The 19253-nt window shown below is 66.6% G+C and carries 12 protein-coding genes; 6 read left to right on the forward strand and 6 right to left on the reverse strand.

Going from position 1 to position 19253, the window contains the following annotated elements; translation table 11 throughout:
* Nucleotides 1-139: 139 nt before the first annotated feature.
* Nucleotides 140-472 carry a DUF427 domain-containing protein gene (locus FHR95_RS12835; RefSeq protein ID WP_183314664.1) on the forward strand — a complete coding sequence of 111 codons (333 nt, stop codon included), beginning with the start codon at nucleotides 140-142 and terminating at the stop codon, nucleotides 470-472.
* 86 nt (nucleotides 473-558) lie between these two features.
* Here the strand turns inward: FHR95_RS12835 and FHR95_RS12840 are convergent, their stop codons facing one another.
* The 3 genes from FHR95_RS12840 to FHR95_RS12850 all read right to left on the reverse strand — a co-directional run bounded on the left by FHR95_RS12840 (nucleotide 559) and on the right by FHR95_RS12850 (nucleotide 3233).
* Nucleotides 559-1551, reverse strand: coding sequence for a serine hydrolase domain-containing protein (locus FHR95_RS12840; protein WP_183314665.1), 993 nt, complete (start codon nucleotides 1549-1551; stop codon nucleotides 559-561).
* Between the two features lie 146 nt (nucleotides 1552-1697).
* The gene (locus FHR95_RS12845; protein ID WP_221199326.1) at nucleotides 1698-2321 is read right to left on the reverse strand and encodes a hypothetical protein; all 624 of its coding nucleotides are present in this window, start codon (nucleotides 2319-2321) and stop codon (nucleotides 1698-1700) included.
* A gap of 255 nt (nucleotides 2322-2576) precedes the next feature.
* On the reverse strand, nucleotides 2577-3233 hold the full coding sequence (locus tag FHR95_RS12850; protein ID WP_183314666.1) for a 5'-methylthioadenosine/S-adenosylhomocysteine nucleosidase: 657 nt from the start codon (nucleotides 3231-3233) through the stop codon (nucleotides 2577-2579).
* Between the two features lie 576 nt (nucleotides 3234-3809).
* Here FHR95_RS12850 and FHR95_RS12855 point away from each other — a divergent pair.
* The 5 genes from FHR95_RS12855 to FHR95_RS12875 all read left to right on the forward strand — a co-directional run bounded on the left by FHR95_RS12855 (nucleotide 3810) and on the right by FHR95_RS12875 (nucleotide 9176).
* A complete protein-coding gene (locus FHR95_RS12855) occupies nucleotides 3810-4724 on the forward strand; it encodes an AbiJ-NTD4 domain-containing protein (protein WP_183314667.1) in 915 nt (304 codons plus the stop codon).
* Between the two features lie 136 nt (nucleotides 4725-4860).
* Complete coding sequence (locus tag FHR95_RS12860) at nucleotides 4861-5934, forward strand: ABC-three component system protein (RefSeq protein WP_183314668.1); 1074 nt, start codon at nucleotides 4861-4863, stop codon at nucleotides 5932-5934.
* Nucleotides 5934-6434: an ABC-three component system middle component 2 gene (locus FHR95_RS12865; RefSeq protein WP_183314669.1), complete on the forward strand. Its 501-nt coding sequence runs from the start codon at nucleotides 5934-5936 to the stop codon at nucleotides 6432-6434. The genes FHR95_RS12860 and FHR95_RS12865 overlap by 1 nt, the downstream gene beginning before the upstream one ends.
* Nucleotides 6431-8287 (forward strand): coiled-coil domain-containing protein, encoded by a 1857-nt coding sequence (locus tag FHR95_RS12870; protein ID WP_183314670.1) that lies wholly within the window; start codon nucleotides 6431-6433, stop codon nucleotides 8285-8287. The genes FHR95_RS12865 and FHR95_RS12870 overlap by 4 nt, the downstream gene beginning before the upstream one ends.
* A 100-nt stretch (nucleotides 8288-8387) precedes the next feature.
* Entirely contained in the window at nucleotides 8388-9176 is a 789-nt protein-coding gene (locus FHR95_RS12875) for a DUF2971 domain-containing protein (protein WP_183314671.1), read from the forward strand.
* 182 nt (nucleotides 9177-9358) lie between these two features.
* Here FHR95_RS12875 and recD read toward each other — a convergent pair whose 3' ends face one another.
* The 3 genes from recD to recC are packed head-to-tail and all read right to left on the reverse strand — an operon-like array spanning nucleotide 9359 to nucleotide 19190.
* Nucleotides 9359-11605: an exodeoxyribonuclease V subunit alpha gene (recD, locus tag FHR95_RS12880; RefSeq protein ID WP_183314672.1), complete on the reverse strand. Its 2247-nt coding sequence runs from the start codon at nucleotides 11603-11605 to the stop codon at nucleotides 9359-9361.
* Nucleotides 11602-15492 carry an exodeoxyribonuclease V subunit beta gene (gene recB / locus FHR95_RS12885; protein ID WP_183314673.1) on the reverse strand — a complete coding sequence of 1297 codons (3891 nt, stop codon included), beginning with the start codon at nucleotides 15490-15492 and terminating at the stop codon, nucleotides 11602-11604. The genes recD and recB overlap by 4 nt, the downstream gene beginning before the upstream one ends.
* Complete coding sequence (gene recC, locus FHR95_RS12890; RefSeq protein WP_183314674.1) at nucleotides 15489-19190, reverse strand: exodeoxyribonuclease V subunit gamma; 3702 nt, start codon at nucleotides 19188-19190, stop codon at nucleotides 15489-15491. The genes recB and recC overlap by 4 nt, the downstream gene beginning before the upstream one ends.
* Nucleotides 19191-19253: the final 63 nt, after the last annotated feature.

The raw sequence follows: 19253 nt of genomic DNA on the forward strand, positions 1-19253 counted from the left end.
CCTCGGGGGCCGATCGCCTTCCGGCAAGATCATTCCATGCCGGTTCGTTGTCCCTCTGCACGCGACGAATCATTCTCTGCTGCTAGGCTGAATCTCACAACAGCATAACGACACCGTCCATGACGCAAGGGATCGCACTATGGCAACGCACGCCTCAGAGCCCCGCATTACGCTGCACCCGCACGCGCGCCGCGTGCAGGTCGTCCTCGACGGCACTCAACTCGCCGACACCACCCGCGCCATCGAACTCCGTGAACGCGGTTACCCACCTCGCCAGTATATCCCCCGCGGCGACGTGCGGATGGACCTGCTGACCCCGTCCAAGACCGTGACCCACTGCCCGTTCAAGGGCGATGCTAGCTACTACTCCTTTGGTGAACACCAGGATGTAGCGTGGAGTTATGAAAAGCCGCTGGAGGAGTTGAAGGACATCGAGGGAAGGGTGGTGTTTTACCAGGGCGTCAGTGAATGACCGCTGGTGACCCGGCGTGGCCGTGACCACTCCTGACTCGTGGCAGAGCATTGGTCTCGACGGGCTGCATGACTCGATGCTCCCGGTCACTGGTTCGCCAACTGCCTTATCGGACCCTCGAGCAGCCCCATGAGGTCACCGAAGTAGCCCTCCGAGCGGGCGGGGCGGTTCGGATCCGAGGTGATCGCGACGGCCAGGTCGAGCTCTGAGTGTGCCGCGATGATCTGCCCCCCATAGCCGCGTGCCAGCACGAAGCCGCTATCGCTGATGAACCAGCCGTAGCCATACCCCATGCCCGAATAGGGTGAGCGCCCCCTGGGCACAATGGAGGCGCGGATCCAGTCGGCGGGGATCACCTGCTGGCCGGCGAAGCGGCCGGCATCCCGCATCAGCAGCGCCAGCGAGAGCATCGCGCGGGGCGTCAGCGCCATCTCGTTGCCGCCGAGGTAGTAGCCCTGTGGATCGCGCACCCAGGGCGGCACCTCGAACCCCAGCGGCTCTCCCAGGCGCTGTCGGGCGAGCCGCAGCAGGCTCTGCCCCGAGGCCTCGGCCAGGGCGGCGCCCAGCACGTGAGTCGTGCCGGTGGAATAGATCATGCGGCCACCGGGATCGGCCACCATGGGCCGGGTCAGGGCATCGGCCACCCAGTTCGGCGACGCCACCCAGGCGCCGTAGCGTTCCCCCGAGGTGCTTTCGAGCCCCGCCTGCAGCGTCACCAGGTCCTCCATCGTCACCTCGTCCACGCCCTCTGTGGCCTCCGGGGGCACGATCGAGGGCGATACCTCGACCAGGCGGCTGGTGACCGAGGGAATCTCGCCCCTGGCGATGCAGGTCCCCAGCAGCAGCGCCACCACGCTCTTCGAGCAGGACTTGATGTTTGCCAGCCGCTCCAGGCCGGGGCCTCTCGGGGCTTCCGCCACGATCACCTCGTCGCCGAGCTGAACCTGGATCGAGTTCAGCTGGTCGAGCGCCGCCAGGGCCCGGTCGAGCGTGGCGATGGGCTGTGCGAGCGCCGAGGGCACGAAGGGGACGGCGAGTCCTGCCAGGGCGAGCTGGATGAAGGCGCGGCGAGTGAGCATGGGGCGCTTTACCTGTCGGGTGGCTGAGGGCACGGCCGGGGCGGCATTCACCGCCAACCATCTCACCGCGACGTGGCGGCTTGCCTTGTCAGGGCAGCTGGCACCCTGCGCGAAGCGGCCGGGTTTCAAGGCCCGGCCGCAGGGTGTCATGCCTTGCGGTGCTGGCAGGTCACCGTCGGGTTGAACGGCTCGAGGTTGCCGTTGGGGTTGTCGCGAAACCACAGGTGTTGATCGTAGTGGGCCTGGAAGTGGTGGGCCTCCTCGGTAGTCGTGGCCGGGTCATCGACCATATAGTCCCAGCTGCGCCCGGCAAGGGCCGGCGGCCCGCCGTTGCCCGCGGTTTCCCAGGCCTTACGGAACACCAGGTTCTCGACCCCAACCAGTACCAGGGAGCCGTCTTCCTGGGGTTCATAGAGCAGGATGGCGGGGTTCATGAAATCGGTATGGGTGCCGGTGCCGTCGACCCGCGGCGCGCTGACCGTCAGGCCAAGCAGGTCCGGGCGCAAGTAGTGGATGCCCATGGCACCCAGTTCGGCGGGCAAGCCATGGGCCTTCGCCGTCACGCACTCCCCGGAGGGATCCGGCACGTAGCCCTCCGCCAGGGACACGTTGACGTCCTCGAAGCGCCGCGTGGCGGCGCGCACCGATTCGATCAGTGCTGTCGCCTCGTCGCTTTGGATCGCGTCCTGGTCCGGCAGCGAGTGCGCTGCTATTAATGGCGCTGCCGTCAGACCCGCCACGATCACCCCACCCCACAGGATGGCACGCATGTGATTCTCCTCCCGGCGTTGCCGGGCCAGCCGCATCGGGCAGTGGCCCAAGAGCGTTACCAGCCGAGCCCCCTTGCGGCCAAGATGAGGTGGCTCGAAACGCGTCGACCAACCTTATCACTATAGTGGAGCCGGCCCCTTGGCGTGCCCTTCGCCGTGCCGCGAAACGAGATGGAAGATGCCATACGAGTGCCTGTTGCGCGGGGCATCAGCCTACGCCGAACCGGACCAGGCAATGGCCCCTTTGGCCATCCGTCAGCGCTTCACCAGCCCCTGGCCGAGCGCCGCACCGAGACGGTCCACGGCACCGGCCAGCTTTTCGTCGATGACGTGCAGGTACTCCGTCCAGTCGTCGATATGGTTCAGCTCCGCCTTGCCGTCGGAGATGCCGCGCAGCACCACCAGCGGCACCGAAAAGCGGGTGCAGGCGCGCAGGCTGGCGTAGCTCTCCATGTCCACCATGTCGGCTTTGATGGCGTCATAGGCCGCGCCCGAGACGATATCGGCGCCAGTCGAGAGCGTTGCCTCGCGAATCCCGGGAATGCGCAGCGGCAGGGGCAGGGTGGCCGGCAGGTCGAGAAAGGGCGTGACGCCCGTTGCGAAGCCGAGCGGCGAGGCGTCCATGTCGCGGTAGGCCACCGAGGTCGCCTGGTAGACCTCGGTCTGCTCCAGCGCCCGGCTGCCCGCCGAGCCCAGCGACACCACCAGATCCGGCAGCCGCCCGCGCGCCTCGAGTCCCGCCAGCGCCGCGGTGAGCTCCACCGCCGCCTCGACCGGCCCCACCCCGGTCATGAAGGGTGTGAAACGCTTCCGAAGATGCGGGCCGTATTCAGGCTCAGCCGCCATCACGAAGAGGATATTGCGGCCACCGAGCGCCGTCAGCGGCGCCGGTGCGCGTGGTGTCTGGTTCATCCCTTGAATCTCCCGCAGCTGATAAACGCCACCATCATGGCGGGCAGGGGCGCAGGCGCCAAGCGCTTGATAGTTCGGTGGGGTCGAGTGCGCTGTGATCTGGAGAAGGCGGACTAGACGAATTGACCTAAGAAAAATTGTCACTGAGCACTGACATTCTGTCTTTATCGCCCTACGCTGATGAATCAGCCGATAGCAATGGAACTGCCGATGGCCGATCAACGCGCTGAACCTCGCATTACCTTGCATCCGCATATCCGCCGGGTGCGCATTCTTGATGGCGACACCGCGATCGACGATGCCCGGTCGGCTGGACTTCGATCCCGGCAAGAATACGGAAATTGTGGAGTGAAGTCCGCTATCGACCCAAAGCGGCCGTGGCGGCATGCTCGTTCATTGGGGTATGTCGTATGCACGAAGATCGGTTTTATATAGCCAGGCTGTACTTAATTTTCAGTTTTTTCAATAAGATAATAGGCGGCTGACTGTGCGGCATAACATTATTGAGCGCGCGTGCACGTTCAAGTGGAATGTCAAGCACGCGATATAATACCTTTTCTGCGTCATAGGCAACGTATGTCGGAATATTTCAGCGATAGGGAACGGGGGCCTCAGCCACGCACTGAGGAAACGATTTCTCCCGCAGTTTGGGGCGGAGTTGTAGGGCTAATCAATTCTTTGGTTTCTACAGGAGCTTTGGGGGCAAAGTATCCCGAGCTATGTCCAGATGGTCAGGGGCCAATTGGAACCGATGAAAACAGCTTGCAACTGTCCTTGCTCGCTGAGATTCCTGGTTTGGCTTGGCCCTTGGAGACAACAGGCTCGGAGTCCGATGGCTTCCTTGTACGGCGTGAGCCATATGCTCCTGACACATTGCTGATACTCGATCTGGTTGAATTCGTTCACGATCGCGTGGCAAAACCGACCCAGGGAACATTTCATTCCTTCTTCAATCATCATCATCTGAACTTCGATGAGTCCGATGGACAGTTCGAGTTTAGGAGAGACATCAATCGACTGTTCGCGAGGAATGGCCTTTCGTACGAACTGGGAGAGGATGGTCGAGTTACACGTTTGGCTCCTACTGCGCTAAGGGAGACCCTGGCAGTTGCTGCATTCCGCACAGGGGACGCCACCTTGGACGGAATGCTCGAAGAATGCCGTGTCAAATTTATTAATCCAGCACCCACTGTACGTCGAGAGGCAGTCGAGCGACTTTGGGATTGTTGGGAGCGGCTGAAATCACTGGACGATCCACAGAACAAGCGGAAATCAGTTGGCACATTGCTAGATCAAGTGACTACAGAATCAGCGTTTCGTCAGGTTCTAGAAGATGAGGCAAGGGCCTTGACTGATATTGGCAACTCATTCCACATACGGCACTCGGAGGTCACACAATCTATGGTTGTGGCTCCGAAGCAGGTTGATTACCTGTTTCATCGTCTTTTCGCTCTAATTAGCCTATTGCTTAATGCGCGTGGTGAGAAATGACGCCGAACAAATCGCTGCAGCGGACATTTGACCCGCCACATGCTTTTGCTATCGCAAAATCAGGCGTCGCCTCAAATGCCGCTGAGCACAGGCGTTGGGCAGCCGGGCGTAGGCAGAGCGAGAGAGGACTCCGACCATGAGCCTTTTCAAGGCAGCGACGCAGCCGCTGAAGGAGCCCACAGTAGACACCGTGGCGCCAACGCCCGCGAGCAGCACGATTGTGCCCGCCATCGACCTCCTGCGCGTCTTCTCCCCAGGCCAGTGGGAGGACTTTGCTCTGGAGTGGGCCCACAGCCTGAAGAGCCGGTACCAACGCGTTGAGCGCTGCGGCGGAGCGGGCGACCTCGGTCGCGACGTTGTGGCATTCGTCTCCGACGACGAGTGGCACAACTACCAGTGCAAGCACTATAAGGACCCGCTGCAACCGAACCAGGTCGTCCTCGAGCTGGGGAAGCTCTGCTACTACGTTCACGAGAAGGCGTTTTCGGCCCCAACCGAGTACTACTTCGTGGCTCCCCAAGGGGCAGGGAACAGTCTGTCGCTGCTCTTCAAGAAGCCCGAGGAACTCCGCGCGAGGCTCATCAAGGACTGGGCGACAAAGTGCGAGGAGCACATCACCTCCACGAAGAAGGTCCCGCTGACCGGCGAGCTCCTGGATTTCGTCGAGGGCTTCGACTTCAGCATCGTCAGCTACGTCCCGCCGATGGATCTCATCGAGCAACATGCGCTGACGCGCTGGCATGCCGCTCGATTTCCAGGGGGCCTACCGCCTCGGCCGCCAGCCGAAGTCCCGCACATCGACGAGGAGAAGTTCGAGAGCCCATACATCGGTCGACTCCTAGAGGCTTACTCCGATCACACCGGCGTGGCCCTGAGTGTCGCGGACTTGGCCGCACGCGAGCCTCTCCATCGGCATTTGATGCGGAGTCGCGAGCGATTCTTTCATGCTGAATCACTCCGTAACTTCTCCCGCGACATCCTTCCACCTGGGCAGTTCGAAGATCTTCAGGAGGAGTTCTTCGATGCAATCATCGACACCGTGGAGGACATCACCCACGCCGATGGGTTACAGCGGGTGAAGGCCGCGACAGGAGTCGCGCAGCAGCTTGACCCGACGAACAACGCTCTGCGACAGGTACTCGGGGTCAAAGACAAGGCTGGCATCTGCCACCAGCTCGCCGACAACGCTCGACTCAAGTGGGTTCCGTGATGGGTGCGCCGGACGCGACAACATCGTGGGTGTTCAACTCGCCAGTCGAGCTTGGGCTGCGCTCGCTGTGCGTCCTCGTCGAGCTCGACCCTCACCGCCACGACCTTCAGCGGCTCGTTCTGCTCGACTACCTTCTGGTCCACTCGGCCGACGTGGATGGAGGTCCCGAGAGCCTCCATCCTGCTGTGCCACAACGCGGAGCTGAGGTTCTCGTGCGACGTGCCGTGCTGGAACCTGGCCTTGCCCTGTACGCCAGGCGTGGTCTTGTCTCAGTGACGATGGACGCGAACGGTTTCAGCTACGGCGCAACGGATCGGGGCGGCTGCTTCCTGGACACGCTGCGCAGCAGGTATGTCGAAGCCTTGCGGAGCCGCGCGAGCTGGATCGCCGCAAGCTTCGGGGAGTTGGAGACCAGCGAGATCACCCGATACGTCAGTACCGAGCTCGATCGGTGGGGTGGGCAGTTCGCCGAGTATGGTGGATTGGGGAGGACACCATGATGAACGGTAGCGCTCGACGCGGGTTCGAGCTTCGGGAGCTTCGTCTCTGTGGCCCGGGTCAGGTGCCCGGAAGTCTCGTCTTCGCGTCGGGGCTCAACGTCATCGAGGGCTCGTCGGACACGGGAAAGTCGTACGCGCTGAGTTGTATCGACTTCGTGATGGGCTCTGGCACGCCTCCCGAAGAGATTCCGCAAGCGCGACTGTACGATGTCGCCTATCTCTGCATCCAAGCGGCGGGCGGCCAGCTCTACACTCTGAAGCGTGCGCTCGTTGGCGGGAAGATCGGAGTCTTTCGTGGGCGGATTGATGATGCTCTCGGAGCCGATGACGAGTGGGAGGTACTGGGCGAGACCACCAACGCCAAGGAGTCTGTCTCCGGCTTCTTGCTTGGCCTGTGTGGCCTTGATGACAGGCGAGTCCGCAAGAACGACAGCGGGACGACTCAGGAGGCCAGCTTCAGGGTCCTATCCAAGGCCCTGCTCGTCGATGAAGAGCGGATTATCGCGAAACGCTCCCCCCTCTACGGTTCCCAGAACACCGGCAATACCGCCGCCGCAAGCACAATCCGGATGTTGCTAACGGGCATCGATGACTCCGGCATCGTGCAGCCAGAAGACCCGAAGACGTCCGCGGGCCGGTTGGCCGGACGGAAGGAGGCGATTGAGGGTCTGCTTGAGCGCGATCAAGCCGCGCTTGACGAGCTCCTCGAGAACATGGATGTGACGCCCGAGCTGGTGTCCGAACTTGAAGCCAAGCTGCGTGAGCTGGGCGAGCTGTCGAGCACGGCTTTGGCCGATCTTCGCGCCGCTGAGTCGAAGCGAAGAAAGCTCGTGAACCAGCAACGAGAGCAACGCGGACGGTTGGATGAGCTCGACGGGATGCTCGCACGTGCTTCGTTGCTCGACGCGCACTACGAGTCTGATCTGCTTCGGCTCGAGTCCATGGGAGAGTCTTCCTATCTCTTGCAGATGTACGGCGACAAGTCGTGCGACTATTGTGGCGCTGAACCAGAACATCAGCGGCATGCTGATGCGCAAGCACCCGAGTCCACGCTCCGGGCCGCTCAGGCGGAAGCGGCGAAGGTCCAGCGCCTCCGAGCGGAACTTCGCATTGCAGCGGACCAGCTGTCCACCGAGCAGCGTGTCTTTGCGGCGAGCCTGGGGGAGATCGATGCAGCGATCCAGGAGATCTCCGAAGAGATTGAGGTAGCCCTCGCACCGAAAGTCCGAGCCACGGCCAACGAACTCCGAGCGATCCAGGGCAGCTATGGAGCGTTCGTCAGGGTGGAGCAACTGCGCGACCAGATCGACTCGCTCAAGAGCCAAATGCTCGACCTGGATGCCACGCCCGACAAGGGGGAGAAGTTGGAGTTCATCAAGCTCACAGCGAACACCATGTCCGACGTGTGCTCGCGCATCAGGGCACTCCTCATCGCATGGAGGGTGGCTGACGACATTACCGTGGCATTCGACGAGAAGAGCGCTGATCTCGTTGTGAATGGCCGGAAGCGAACGAGTCATGGCAAGGGCGTGCGTGCGGTCATGTGCGCTGGCTACGTGATCGGACTGATGCAAGAGGCACTCGGGGCGAACACGGGGCACCCTGGCTTCGTCGTCCTGGATACCCCGTTGAACCCGTACAAGGAGGCCGACGCCGACGACGATGGTGAGGTCGCCACCTCGGTGAAGGATGCCTTCTATCGGAACCTCTGTTCGTCGAGCGCGCTTGGCCAGGTGGTCGTCTTTGAGAACGTGGCTCCTCCTGCCGATGTGCAAGCGTCCTGCAACCACGTCCACTTTTCGAGGAGCTCTTCGGGACGGTACGGCTTCTTGCCGGTTTCCATGCGGCCGTAGTGCTTCAGCTGCGCGTAAGTCGGAGTGAACGCGAACCTATTGCCTACGAAGATCCGAGAGACGCTGCCCAACTTTGACATTAGCTGTATTGAGGAACGCCATGATCCTTTACAAGTACATGAGCGCGGAGGTGGCGAGGAAGGTTTTGCACGGCAATTCAATTGCCTTTGCAATCGCCAGCGAGTTTAATGACCCTTTTGAAACTATCGCCGGATATCCAGTCCATCCATCAAACCCGATCGGAGAGCTATTCGATGGCATTCGTTCTTGGGGATCGCGTCATGTATGGACGGAAAACAGTGGTGTGCTGAGCCTAACTCGAACCGCGAAAAATCCGCTGATGTGGTCGCATTATGCAAATGAGCATCACGGTGCGGTAATCGGGTTTGATGCTCAGTTGGCAGGCTTTACCGACGAAGAGACCTGCCTCATTCCCGCCCAACATGGAAGCATTATTTACACGCAAACGCGCCCATCTACCCCCCTGACAGCTACTCCCAAAGGTGACCCCGTGAACGTCGGCCACACTCATCACTATCCCGTTGATCATCACGAGAAATTGAGTAGGCTCTTCTTGCATAAGTCCATGTGTTGGGCCTATGAGGAAGAGGTGCGAGTTGTGAAATGCATCGCCGATAGGGATGAGGCTGGAGCCAACGCCAGCGGACATTTTGAAGTGGTTGAAGCTAACGGACGTCGGTTGTATTGCTATCGCTTGCCAGCAGGAAGCATCAAGGAAATTTGCCTTGGGTTGAGGCACGAGGCGTTATCTTCCCACCAGGCATTTTCGGATTACTCTGCAACCGCAGAGCAGGTGCAGCCTGGAGTTAAGATCTTGACTTGTCGCATGGCAGATAAATCTTGGGATATTGAAGTTGGCATTCCGTAGCAAATAAGCAGCTAACAACACGTTGCAGCGGACATCTGACCCGTTACCCATTTTTGCTAGCGTAAAAAGGAGCATCGCCTCAAATGCCGCTGAGCTCAGGTGTCATATGAGGATTCTCAGAAAGTCCGCTTCTGGCCGAAAGCGGCTTTCCTTCCTCGCTTGCTTGAAATATGAGACGCCAATCAACTCCCCAACCCACTCACCCGCATCACCCGCCGCTGTGCTGCGTCCATCAGCTGGCCGCGGCCGGTTTCCACCAGCGTCAGCCAGTGGCGGGCGCGGGTGATGCCGGTGTAGACCAGCTCCCGGGTGAGGATGGGGTTCGGCGCGTCGGGCAGCACCAGGGCGGCGTGGGTGAACTCCGAGCCCTGGGACTTGTGCACCGTCATCGCGAACACCGTCTCCACCGCCTGCAGGCGCGAGGGCAGCACCCACTTGATGCGACCGGTGCCATCAGTGGCGGGGAAGGCCACCCGCAGCAGGCGGCGGCTGCCGTCGCCGGGCATGCTGCCAGGGCGTGGCATGTCCAGGGTGATGCCGATATCGCCGTTCATCAGCCCCAGGCCGTAGTCGTTCTTGGTAACGAGCACCGGGCGGCCGGGGTACCAGCGCTGGCGCCCGTCCTGGCTGTCGATCAACTTCTCTTGCTCCAGCGCCTGGCGCACCCGCTCGTTCAGGCCTTCCACGCCCCAGGGGCCGCGGCGCAGCGCGCACAGCAGCTGGAAGTGGCCGTGGGCCGAGAGCACGGCGCGGGCCCAGTCATCGAAGGCCTCCTGATCCGCGTCGTCCGCCGGGCGCCGCTCGGCCATCACGCTCAGGAAGTGGCGATAGCCCACCGGCGGCGCGTCGGCCGTTTTGGCACTGGGAAAGCGCTCGGGGCAGCCGGTCACCGCCAGGCGGGCCAGGCTGCGCTCGTCGTCGGCGGATAGCCTCAAATGCGAGAGGTCCGCGAAGCCTGCGGTGAGCGCCGTGGTGATGGCGCGGCGCTTGGCGGCGGGCTCGGCGTCCAGGTTGATCGCCGCGGCCAGTTGGCCGATGCCGCTGTCGGCGGTGAAGCGGTGGCTGACGCGCAGCATGGCGATGGCCTGGTCGAGTGGCTGGCCGCCGGCGTCCAGCGTGTTCGCGGGCAGCGGCTGGCCGGTGGCATCAAACAGCCACTCGGCGGTAGCCGGGGTGTAGTGGCCGCCCTCGGCCCGGGCGCACAGGTCGCCGAGCACCGAGCCGGCCTCCACCGAGGCGAGCTGGTCCTTGTCGCCGAGCAGCACCAGCCGCGCCCGGGGCGGCAGCGCCTCGAGCATCGCGGCCATCATGCCCACGTCCACCATCGAGGCCTCGTCCACCACCAGCACGTCCAGCGGCAGCGGGTTGTGGCGGTCGTGGCGGAAGCGGCGGGTGTCGGGTCGCGAGCCGAGCAGCCGGTGCAGCGTACTCACCTCCTTGGGAATCACCTCGCGCAGCCGCTCGGGATCGTCGGCCAGGCCGGCGAGGTCGAGCTTTGCCACCTGGCCGGCGATGGACTCGTTGAGCCGGGCGGCGGCCTTGCCGGTGGGGGCGGCCAGGCGAATGCGTAGGGCCTGCTTTCCTTCGTCCTCGCCTTCCCCCTGGCCTTCACCGAGCGCCAGCGCCTGGAGCAGGGCGAGGAGGCGCACCACGGTGGTGGTCTTGCCGGTGCCGGGGCCGCCGGTGATCACCGCGAAGCGCGAGCGGCCGGCGAGGGCGCAGGCGGCCTTCTGCCAGTCGATGGCTTGCGGGGCATCGCCGCGGTTGGGGAAGAGGGCGTCGAGGATCGGGCGCAGGGTGGCAGGATCCATCGGGCGCCTGTCGGCGCCATCGCGCAGCAGAGCTGAGCTCCTACAAGGGGAGTCGAGCCGCTCATTGATCCGGGTGTGGATATCCTGCTCGTGCTGCCAGTAGCGGCGCAGGTAGAGCCGGGGGCGGGCGGCAGTGCCGGCGAGTACCAGCGGCGTGCTGCCGGGGCCATCGGCCACGAGCTCGGGCTGGGCCAGCGCCGCACGCCAGGCGTCGAGGTCGAGCGTGGCCATCACCCGGCTGGGCAGCGGCGGCGGGTCCTCCAGGCTGTCGCCCTCCGGCGGCAGCGAGAGCGCCAGGTCCGGGGTGGCCAGCGTCTGGGCCAGGTCCAGGCAGACGTGGCCGCGGCCGAGCTGGTGGCTGGCGAGTGCGGCCGCGAGCAGCAGCAGGGGGGAGGCCTCACTTACCTCATGCCCCTTGCTCGCCTCGCGATGCAGGAAAGCGGCGAAGGCGCGGTCCAGCGAGCGCAGCCAGCCGCGCGCCACCCAGCGGTCGAGCAGGGCGAACAGCGCCGCATGATCGGCTAGCGCGTTTTCGGGCGCTTGAATTAGCGCCTGTTCGGGCGCTTGCATCAGCGCGGCTTCGGGCGCGGCAGTGTGGTTCGGGGTATCCGGCATCATGCGGCGTCCTCCTCGGCGCGGAACAGGGCATCGAGCGCGAGGATCAGCTCGCTCGGCGGGCGCTCGGCGTGCACGCCGCGGGAGGGCGCGCGGGTGCCGCGCAGGAAGACGTAGAGCGCCCCGCCCAGGTGGCGCTCGATGTCGTAGTCCGGCAGCCGGGTCTCGAGTAGCCGGTGCAGGGCCAGCAGGTAGAGGCAGTACTGCACGTCGTAGCGCTTCTCGAGCACGGCCTCGCCCATCGCCGCCTCGGTGTAGGCGGAATCACTCGCGCCCAGGTGGTTGGACTTCCAGTCGAGCACGTAGAAGCGCCCCTCGTGCTCCACCACCAGGTCGATGAAGCCCTTGAGCATGCCGTTGAGGGTGTCGGGCTCGAGCGCCGGCCGCGGCCGGCCGCCGAGTGTGTGAGCGCTTACGAGGGCGTCCAGCCGGCGGGTGTTCACCCGGTGGGCGGCGAACCAGAACTCCAGCTCGACCCGGTAGCCGAAAAGCGCATCGAGGCGCAGCGGCGCGGCCTCGCCATCGCCCGGCTCCGGCACCGGCAGCGGCGTGGTCAAGAGTTCCGGCAGCCACTGTTCCAGGGCAGCGATCTGGCCCTCCCAGCCGCGGCGGTTGGCGCGCCGGGCCAGGGTGTCGAAGCGCAGGTCGGCGTCCTCGGCCACCCGGGCGAAGCCCTCCTCGCCGGCCCACTCCAGCAGGCCGTGCAGGAAGGTGCCCGCCGAGGGGCCGCGGGGGAAACGGTGAAGCGAGCCTTCGCTTACCGTGGCGGCGCCGGCGTCGAAGGGCTCGTCGATCACCTCCATCGCCGTGGCTTCAATGGCGGTAGCGGGCTCGGGGGCCGGCTCGGCCGTGACGGCGATATCACCCCCTTCTTCCGGGGTGGCGCCGGTGCGCAGCGCCGAGTAGCTGGCGATCCACCAGTGCTCGCGGATCGTCCGAGTCGGGGCGCGGGCATGGCCGAGCGGCGTGTCGTCGGTGGCGAGGTGGACTGGCGTGGCATCGGCCTCGGGGGCGTCGATCACCGTCACCCGTCCCCTGTCGTGACCATCAGCGTCCGCCAGCGCCTCGAGCGCCGGGCGCAGGGCCTCGGGCGAGAGCGCTTCGCCCCCGGAGAGCAGGTGACCGACGGCGCTGCGCTCCATGGCCTCCAGCGGTGCCAGGCCGAGCCAGGTGGCGTGGCGGGCGCGGGTCAGGGCGACGTAGAGCTTGCGCAGGTCTTCCCCCAGGCGCTCGCGGTCGGCGCGGGCGAGGGTAGCCTCGTCGGCGCTCAAGGTTAGGCGCAGGTTCCCGTCGTCATCGTGCCAGCGCAGCGGCAGGTCGCCCTGCTTCACCGGGCGGAAGGCGGCGATGAAGGGCAGGAACACCAGCGGGTACTCCAGGCCCTTGGACTTGTGGATGGTCACCACCTGCACCAGGTCGGCGTCGCTCTCCAGGCGCAGGCGGTGGGTATCGGACTGCGCATGCGGATGCGCGCGGGACTCGGCGAGAAAGCGCAGAAGGGCGTGCTCGCCGTCGATCTCGGCGCTGGCCTCCTGCAGCAGCTCGCCGAGGTGCAGCAGGTCGGTGAGCCGTCGTTCGCCCTCGGGCACCGCCAGCAAGCGGCCGGACACCGCGAAGTCGGCCAGCAGCCGATGCAGCATGGGCAGCACGCCGCGGCGCTGCCACTGGCGGTGGTAATCGCGGAACTGCATTACCCGCGCCTCCCAGGCCAGCTCGTCCTGCTGGGGGCCGCCGTTCAGGGCGTCGAGTTCGGCGAGCGAGAGACCCAGGCTCGGTGTGGCGAGCGCGGCGCGCAGGGCGCGCTCGTCGTCTGGGGCGGCGCAGGCGGCGAGCCACCCCTCCAGCTCGGCGGCGGCCTCGGTTTCGAACACGCCCTCCTTGTCGGAGAGGTAGACGCTGCGGATGCCGCGGGCCAGCAGGGCGGCGCGGATGGCGCGGGCCTCGGAGCCGTTGTTGACCAGCACGGCGAGGTCCGACGGCGCCAGGGGGCGCAGTTCGCCATCCTTGGTAAAGCCCGTCTGGCCTGCCTGTCCCTCGCGCAGCAGGGCGGCCATCTCGGTGGCGCAGCGCCCGGCGAGTTCGCTGAGGTAGGCGCCCTTGGAAAGCGTCTCGTCGGCGGCCAGGTGCCAGAGCGTCAGCGCCGGCGGTGTCACGCCGTTTCGCGTGAGGGCGTCCTTGCGGCCGTTGGCGTCGACCGGCGCGAAGGGCACCGGGTTATCGTCGCCGCGGCGGAACAGGAAGGCGCCGGCGTCGCTGGCCTCGGCGTGCTCGAACACCCGATTGACCGCCTCGACCATGGGTTCGGCGGAGCGGAAGTTGGTGCCCAGCGTGACGTGGCGGCCGGCGGTGTCGCGCCGGGCCTGCAGGTAGGTGTGGATATCGGCGCCGCGGAAGGCGTAGATCGCCTGCTTGGGGTCGCCGATCAGCAGCACCGCGCTCTTTTCATCATCACCAGCGCTGCCACGATTCTTGGCCAGTTCATAGACCCGGTCGAAGAGCCGGTACTGCACCGGGTCGGTATCCTGGAACTCGTCGACCAGCGCCACCGGGAACTGCTGGCGTATGCGCGCGGAAAGCGTCACGCCGGCCTCGCCCGCGAAGGCGGCGTCGAGCCGGTGCAGCAGGTCGTCGGGGCCGAGCTCGGCGCGGCGGCGCTGCACGGTCTCGCGGCGTGCGGCCATCCAGTGCACGGCGTGGGCGAGCAGGTCGGCAAAGGGGTCGAGCAGCGCGGCGAGCTTCTCCGGCAGCTCGGCCAGGGCCTCCAGCGCCGGCAAATTCGGCACCGGATCTTCCTTCCAGATTTCGGCGATGCCCTCGGGCGTCAGGCGCTTCCAGGCGGCCTCGGTAAGCGCTGGCTTGGCCAGTTCCGGGTCATGGGCCCAGTCGCGCAGGGCGGCGAGCCAGTTGGCGCGGCTCCTGGCGTTGAGCTTCTGGCCGTTGAACGCCTTGCGCTGGGCGGCGGCATCGAGCAACTCCTCCAGCTCGTCGAGCCAGGCCGGCCAGGGCGCCTTGAGCTCAGCCAGGGCCGCGGCGCGCTGCTCGCGGTAGTTCGCTAGCGCCTCGGCGGGCGGCGGCGCCGCCGGCAGGGCGGCGGCGTGGGTGCGCAGCCGGCCGGCGGTGTCGTTCAAGGCGTCCGGCGTGGTCCAGTAGCGGGCGACGATCGCCAGCGCCTCGGGGTCGAGGTCGTAGTAGAAGCTGCGCCAGTAGTCCCGGGCGATCTCCAGGTCCATCTCCGACTGGTCCAGCGACATCTCCAGGGCGAACAGGCTGCCGCTGTCGAAGGCGTGCTCGCGCAGCATGCGGTGGCACCAGGAGTGGATGGTGGAGACGGCGGCCTCGTCCATCCACTCGGCGGCCAGCCGCAGGCGGCGGGCGCAGGTCGGCCAGCGCTCGCGGGGGTAGCTGTCGCGGAGTGCTATCAGCGGATCATTAGACGGGGCTTTCCCTGGGGCAGGTCTCTGCGGAGGCGCTGTGAACCCCTCCCTGGGCGCTACCGATGCCATCCCTGGCATAGGACCTCCGCTACGACCTGTCCCAGGCGCCCCTTCGGCCGCGTGATCTGGGTCTGTCCCCGATTGAAATGCATCGGCGGCTTCGACGAGGCGGGCACGGATGCGGTCGCGCAGCTCCTGGGTGGCGGCGTTGGTGAAGGTGACCACCAGGATCTCGGGCGGGGTCAGCGGCCGCGGGAAGCTGGCCGCGTCCTCGGCGTCGCGTGGGCCGAGCACCAGGCGCAGGTAGAGCAGGGCGATGGTGAAGGTCTTGCCGGTGCCGGCGCTGGCCTCGATCAGCCGGCTGCCGGTGAGCGGCAGCGCCACCGGGTCGAGGCGCGGCGTTTCGGCCGCCTGCACGGTTTCCGCGGTGTTTCGAGCGGATTCGGGCGAGTTCATGATGCCTTGCCTCCCTGGCCCTTGCCGCCGTTCTTCCTGTCGCTGCCTTTGCTCTTCACCACATCGTGCAGCGGGGCGTAGAGCGCCGCGGTCAGCTCGGTGAAGCGTCGGCCGGCGGCTTCATGGCGCACGAGGCTCGCAAGGTCGCGCCACTGGCGGGCGAGGTACGGGTCGCGGTCGCGCTCGCCGGCGGTGTAGTCGTCGCCCTCGAAGACGCGCGCGGCGGCCTTCCAGGCCTTGAGGTCGGCCTCTTCGGCTTTGCTTGTCTGTGAAGAGCCGTCGCTGCCGAAGACGCGGGCCAGGGCGCTCTCGTCGCCGCCCTTCTCATGCCAGGCGAAGGCGGTGTCCCGGGCCAGCGGCAGCGGGGCGGTCATGCCGGCGCGCCAGGCGCGGGCGATGGCCTTCAGGTGCTGGCGTGCGTCGGCCGCGTCCAGCGGCGCCAGGGTGCCGCCGCCGGCGCGGGAGAGCAGCACCGTGGTCATGGGGCCGAGGGCGAGCTGGCCGGCGAGATGGCCGACCCAGGGGGCGAGCCAGTGCTTCCAGTTATATTTGCCCTTGTTGACCAGGCTGCTGGTCATCAGCACCAGCCGGCAGCGCTCGCCGGCGTCGTTCTCGCGCAGGCCATCCAGCCAGTCCTCCACTCGTAGAGAATCAGTCGACAGCGGGCCGTCTGCGGTGGCGAGCTCCAGTGACACGGACGCCGGCGTCTCCCAGGCGTGGGGCCAGGCCTCGAGCTTCTCGGCATAGGCCTCGAAGAGGTCGTCCAGCGGCTCGACGAGATGCGCGCGCATCAGCTCGGCGAAGCCGCCCATGGCGAGCCGCCCCTCACGCTCCAGGCGCGCCAGGGTGTCGTGGACGGCGGGGGTGGGCGATGCGCCATCGTCCACGGCGCGGCGCCCGGCCTCGATCAGCGCCTGCTGGAGCTGCCAGTGATCGAGGCCGTCCAGGGCGAAGGGCTCGTGGTCGGGGCTCTCCAGCGCCTCGCGCTCGAGGTAGACGCCGAGTCGGGTGGTGAAGAAGGCCTTTACCGGGTCCTTGAGGAAGCCACTGAGGCGGGCCAGGGGCAGGGAGGTGTCGAGCTCCATCGGCGGCAGTACCCCGTCGGCCACGGCATCCGGCGCGGCCTGGTGCACCGCCCGCCATTCCTCGGCGTAGGTAAACAGCCGGGCGTTGTCGCCGAAGCTTTCTACCGCGCCCGACCCCGCGCGGAAGTATTTTCTGCTGAACGGCTGCAGCGGATGCTCGGTGGTCAGGGCGTCGACCAGCGCCTGGCCGGCGTCGTCTTCATGCTCTCGTCCGGCGAGGCGCCAGCCGGCGGCCAGGTGGTCGCGCAGCTGGCCGAGCAGCACCGAGGGCGGGCGCGGCTCGTTGTCGTGGATGCTGCGGCCGACCCAGCTGATCATCAGGCTGTCGCGGGCCGAGAGCAGCGCCTCGAGGAACAGGTAGCGGTCGTCCTCGCGGCGCGAGCGGTCGCCGGGGCGGTAGTCGTGGCCCATCAGGTCGATGTCGAGCGGGCGCTGGACCCGCGGGTACTCGCCGTCGTTCATGCCCAGCAGGCAGACGTGGCGGAAGGGGATGGCGCGCATCGGCATCAGGGTGGCGACGTTCACCGCGCCGGCCAGGAAGCGCTGGGAGAGGTTGGCTTCGTCGAGCTGGCCGAGCCAGTGCTCGCGCACCACCGAGAGCGGCAAGGCCTCCGTGAGCCTGGCGTCCTCGCTGGTCTCCTGCCACTCCTCCAGGAGCTCCTCCAGGCGGCTCAGGGTGGTAAGGTCGGCCTCGTCCTCGGCGGCGAAGCACGCGGCCATGAGGGCGCGCAGGCGGCGGCACCAGGTCGGCACGTCGGCGGGCTCCGAGAGCGCGCGCCACTGGGCCTCGAGCACGTCGAGCAGGTCCATCAGTGGGCCGGCCAGGGCCGCCTCCAGGCCGCCGATGTCGCCAAAGGGCTCGATGTCGTGCCAGGGGCCGTCGGCGGTGTCACCGACGGCGTAGCCGAGCAGCAGTCGGCGCAGGCCGAAGGCCCAGGTGTTGGCGGTGAGCCCGCCGGGCAGGTCGAGCCGGGCGCGCTGCGTGGCATTAAGCCCCCAGCGGATGCCGGCGCCCTCGATCCAGCGGCGCAGCACCGGCAGGGCGTCGGCATCCAGCCCGAAGCGCCCGCGCAGGGCGGGCACCTCCAGCAGGTCCAGCAGGTCGCTCACCGTCAGCCGCGATTCCGGCAGGTGCAGGAGCGCCTCCAGCGCCACCAGCAGCGGCTGGCGGTGGCGGCTGGTCTGGTCGGAGAGCGTGAAGGGGATATGGCGCGGATCGTCCGGCGCCAGGCGGCCGAACACCGCCTGCACGGCGGCGGCGTAGGTGTCGATGTCCGGCACCATCACCAGCACGTCCCGCGGGCGCAGCGTGGGGTCGGCGTCGAAGGCGGCGAGCAGCTGGTCGTGGAGGATCTCCACCTCGCGCAGGGGGCTGTGGGCGACGTGAAAGCGCAGGCTGCGATCGCGTGCCGGGTCCACGGCCGGCCAGGCCTCGCGGGTCTCCTGGGGCGGGCGCAGCTCGAGGATGTCGTCCTGCAGCTGCTGGAGCAGCCCGGGGACCTCGGCCTGCTCGAGGGGCGAATCGAAGAGGTCGATGCGCAGCGCCTCGGCGTCGAACAGCGCCCGGTAGGCGGCCTGATCGTCGAACTCGTCGAGCAGGCGCAGGTAGTCGCGGCCCTGCTTGCCCCAGGCGGCGAGCAGCGGCTGGGCGTGCAGGTGCAGCTGGGTGTCGTCGAGCTCGAGCGGCATGCCGGGGCGGTGGCGCTGGCGCCGGCGAGCGGCCCGCAGCAGGTCCTTGTGCTCGATGATGTCCGCCCAGTAGTGGCGGCAGGGGTTGTGCACGCAGAGCAGCACCTGGGTGACCTTCGACACCGCGGCCAGCGCCTCGAGGGTCTGGCGGGGCAGCGAGGAGATGCCGAACACCACCACCCGGCGCGGCAGATCTTTCGGTCGTCCCTTTCCAGAACCCCGCTGAAGGCTCTCAGGCGTCAATTCACGGCACGCCTCGAGGAAGCGGGTGTGCACCCAGGCGCGGCTGCTGGCCAGGCCGGCCTCGCCGATGTCATCTCGAAGCCGCCGCCACAGCGCCGGCTGCCAGCGCTGGTCCTCGGCGAGCGGCCGGGCCTGGCCGCGGGCGTCGATCAGCTCGTCGCGGCCCTCGGCCCAGGCGGCCAGCCAGTCGGCGCGGTAGACCTGGTACTGGTCGAACAGATCCGCCAGGCGTTCGGCCAATTGGTGGCGCTTGCGCCGGTCGGCGTCGTCGGCCAGGAAGCGCGCCAGGGGCGCGAAGGTGGCGTCGTCCGTGAGTTCGGGCAGCAGGCGCATCAGCCGCCAGACGAGGCGCGGCTTGTCCAAGGGGGATGCCGGCGGCACGGCGTCGGGGCCGTCCTGCTGGGTGAGCACCGCGCGGTAGGCCTGCCACAGGTAGCGCGCCGGCAGGGTGACGTCCATGGCCGCGGCGATGCCGGCGCCCTGGGGCGGGTCGGCAGCCAGCGCCAGCTTCAGCCACTGGCTGATGCCGTTGCTCTGCACCAGGATCACCTCGTCCTCGAGCGGCCCCAGCGGGTGGTGGCGCAGCCACGCCACCGTCAGGTCGCGCAGCGCCTCCAGGCGGTTGCCGTGGATCACCATGAAGCCGGGTTCAAGAGCGGGGCCCTGAAGATCAAGGGGCATGGCGCGGTTCCTTCCCTGGGTGCCGAAGCGATAGTCCATCATGGTGCCATATTCGTGGCCCGC

The sequence above is a fragment of the Halomonas fontilapidosi genome (assembly GCF_014192285.1).
Classification (GTDB): domain Bacteria; phylum Pseudomonadota; class Gammaproteobacteria; order Pseudomonadales; family Halomonadaceae; genus Halomonas; species Halomonas fontilapidosi.

Excerpts from the sequence above, each read along its gene's own strand:
- FHR95_RS12835 (WP_183314664.1), top strand. The coding sequence starts at position 140 with ATGGCAACGCACGCCTCAGAGCCCCGCATTACGCTGCACCCGCACGCG.
- FHR95_RS12840 (WP_183314665.1), bottom strand. The coding sequence starts at position 1,551 with ATGCTCACTCGCCGCGCCTTCATCCAGCTCGCCCTGGCAGGACTCGCC.
- FHR95_RS12845 (WP_221199326.1), bottom strand. The coding sequence starts at position 2,321 with ATGCGTGCCATCCTGTGGGGTGGGGTGATCGTGGCGGGTCTGACGGCA.
- FHR95_RS12850 (WP_183314666.1), bottom strand. The coding sequence starts at position 3,233 with ATGAACCAGACACCACGCGCACCGGCGCCGCTGACGGCGCTCGGTGGC.
- FHR95_RS12855 (WP_183314667.1), top strand. The coding sequence starts at position 3,810 with ATGTCGGAATATTTCAGCGATAGGGAACGGGGGCCTCAGCCACGCACT.
- FHR95_RS12860 (WP_183314668.1), top strand. The coding sequence starts at position 4,861 with ATGAGCCTTTTCAAGGCAGCGACGCAGCCGCTGAAGGAGCCCACAGTA.
- FHR95_RS12865 (WP_183314669.1), top strand. The coding sequence starts at position 5,934 with ATGGGTGCGCCGGACGCGACAACATCGTGGGTGTTCAACTCGCCAGTC.
- FHR95_RS12870 (WP_183314670.1), top strand. The coding sequence starts at position 6,431 with ATGATGAACGGTAGCGCTCGACGCGGGTTCGAGCTTCGGGAGCTTCGT.
- FHR95_RS12875 (WP_183314671.1), top strand. The coding sequence starts at position 8,388 with ATGATCCTTTACAAGTACATGAGCGCGGAGGTGGCGAGGAAGGTTTTG.
- recD (WP_183314672.1), bottom strand. The coding sequence starts at position 11,605 with ATGATGCCGGATACCCCGAACCACACTGCCGCGCCCGAAGCCGCGCTG.
- recB (WP_183314673.1), bottom strand. The coding sequence starts at position 15,492 with ATGAACTCGCCCGAATCCGCTCGAAACACCGCGGAAACCGTGCAGGCG.
- recC (WP_183314674.1), bottom strand. The coding sequence starts at position 19,190 with ATGCCCCTTGATCTTCAGGGCCCCGCTCTTGAACCCGGCTTCATGGTG.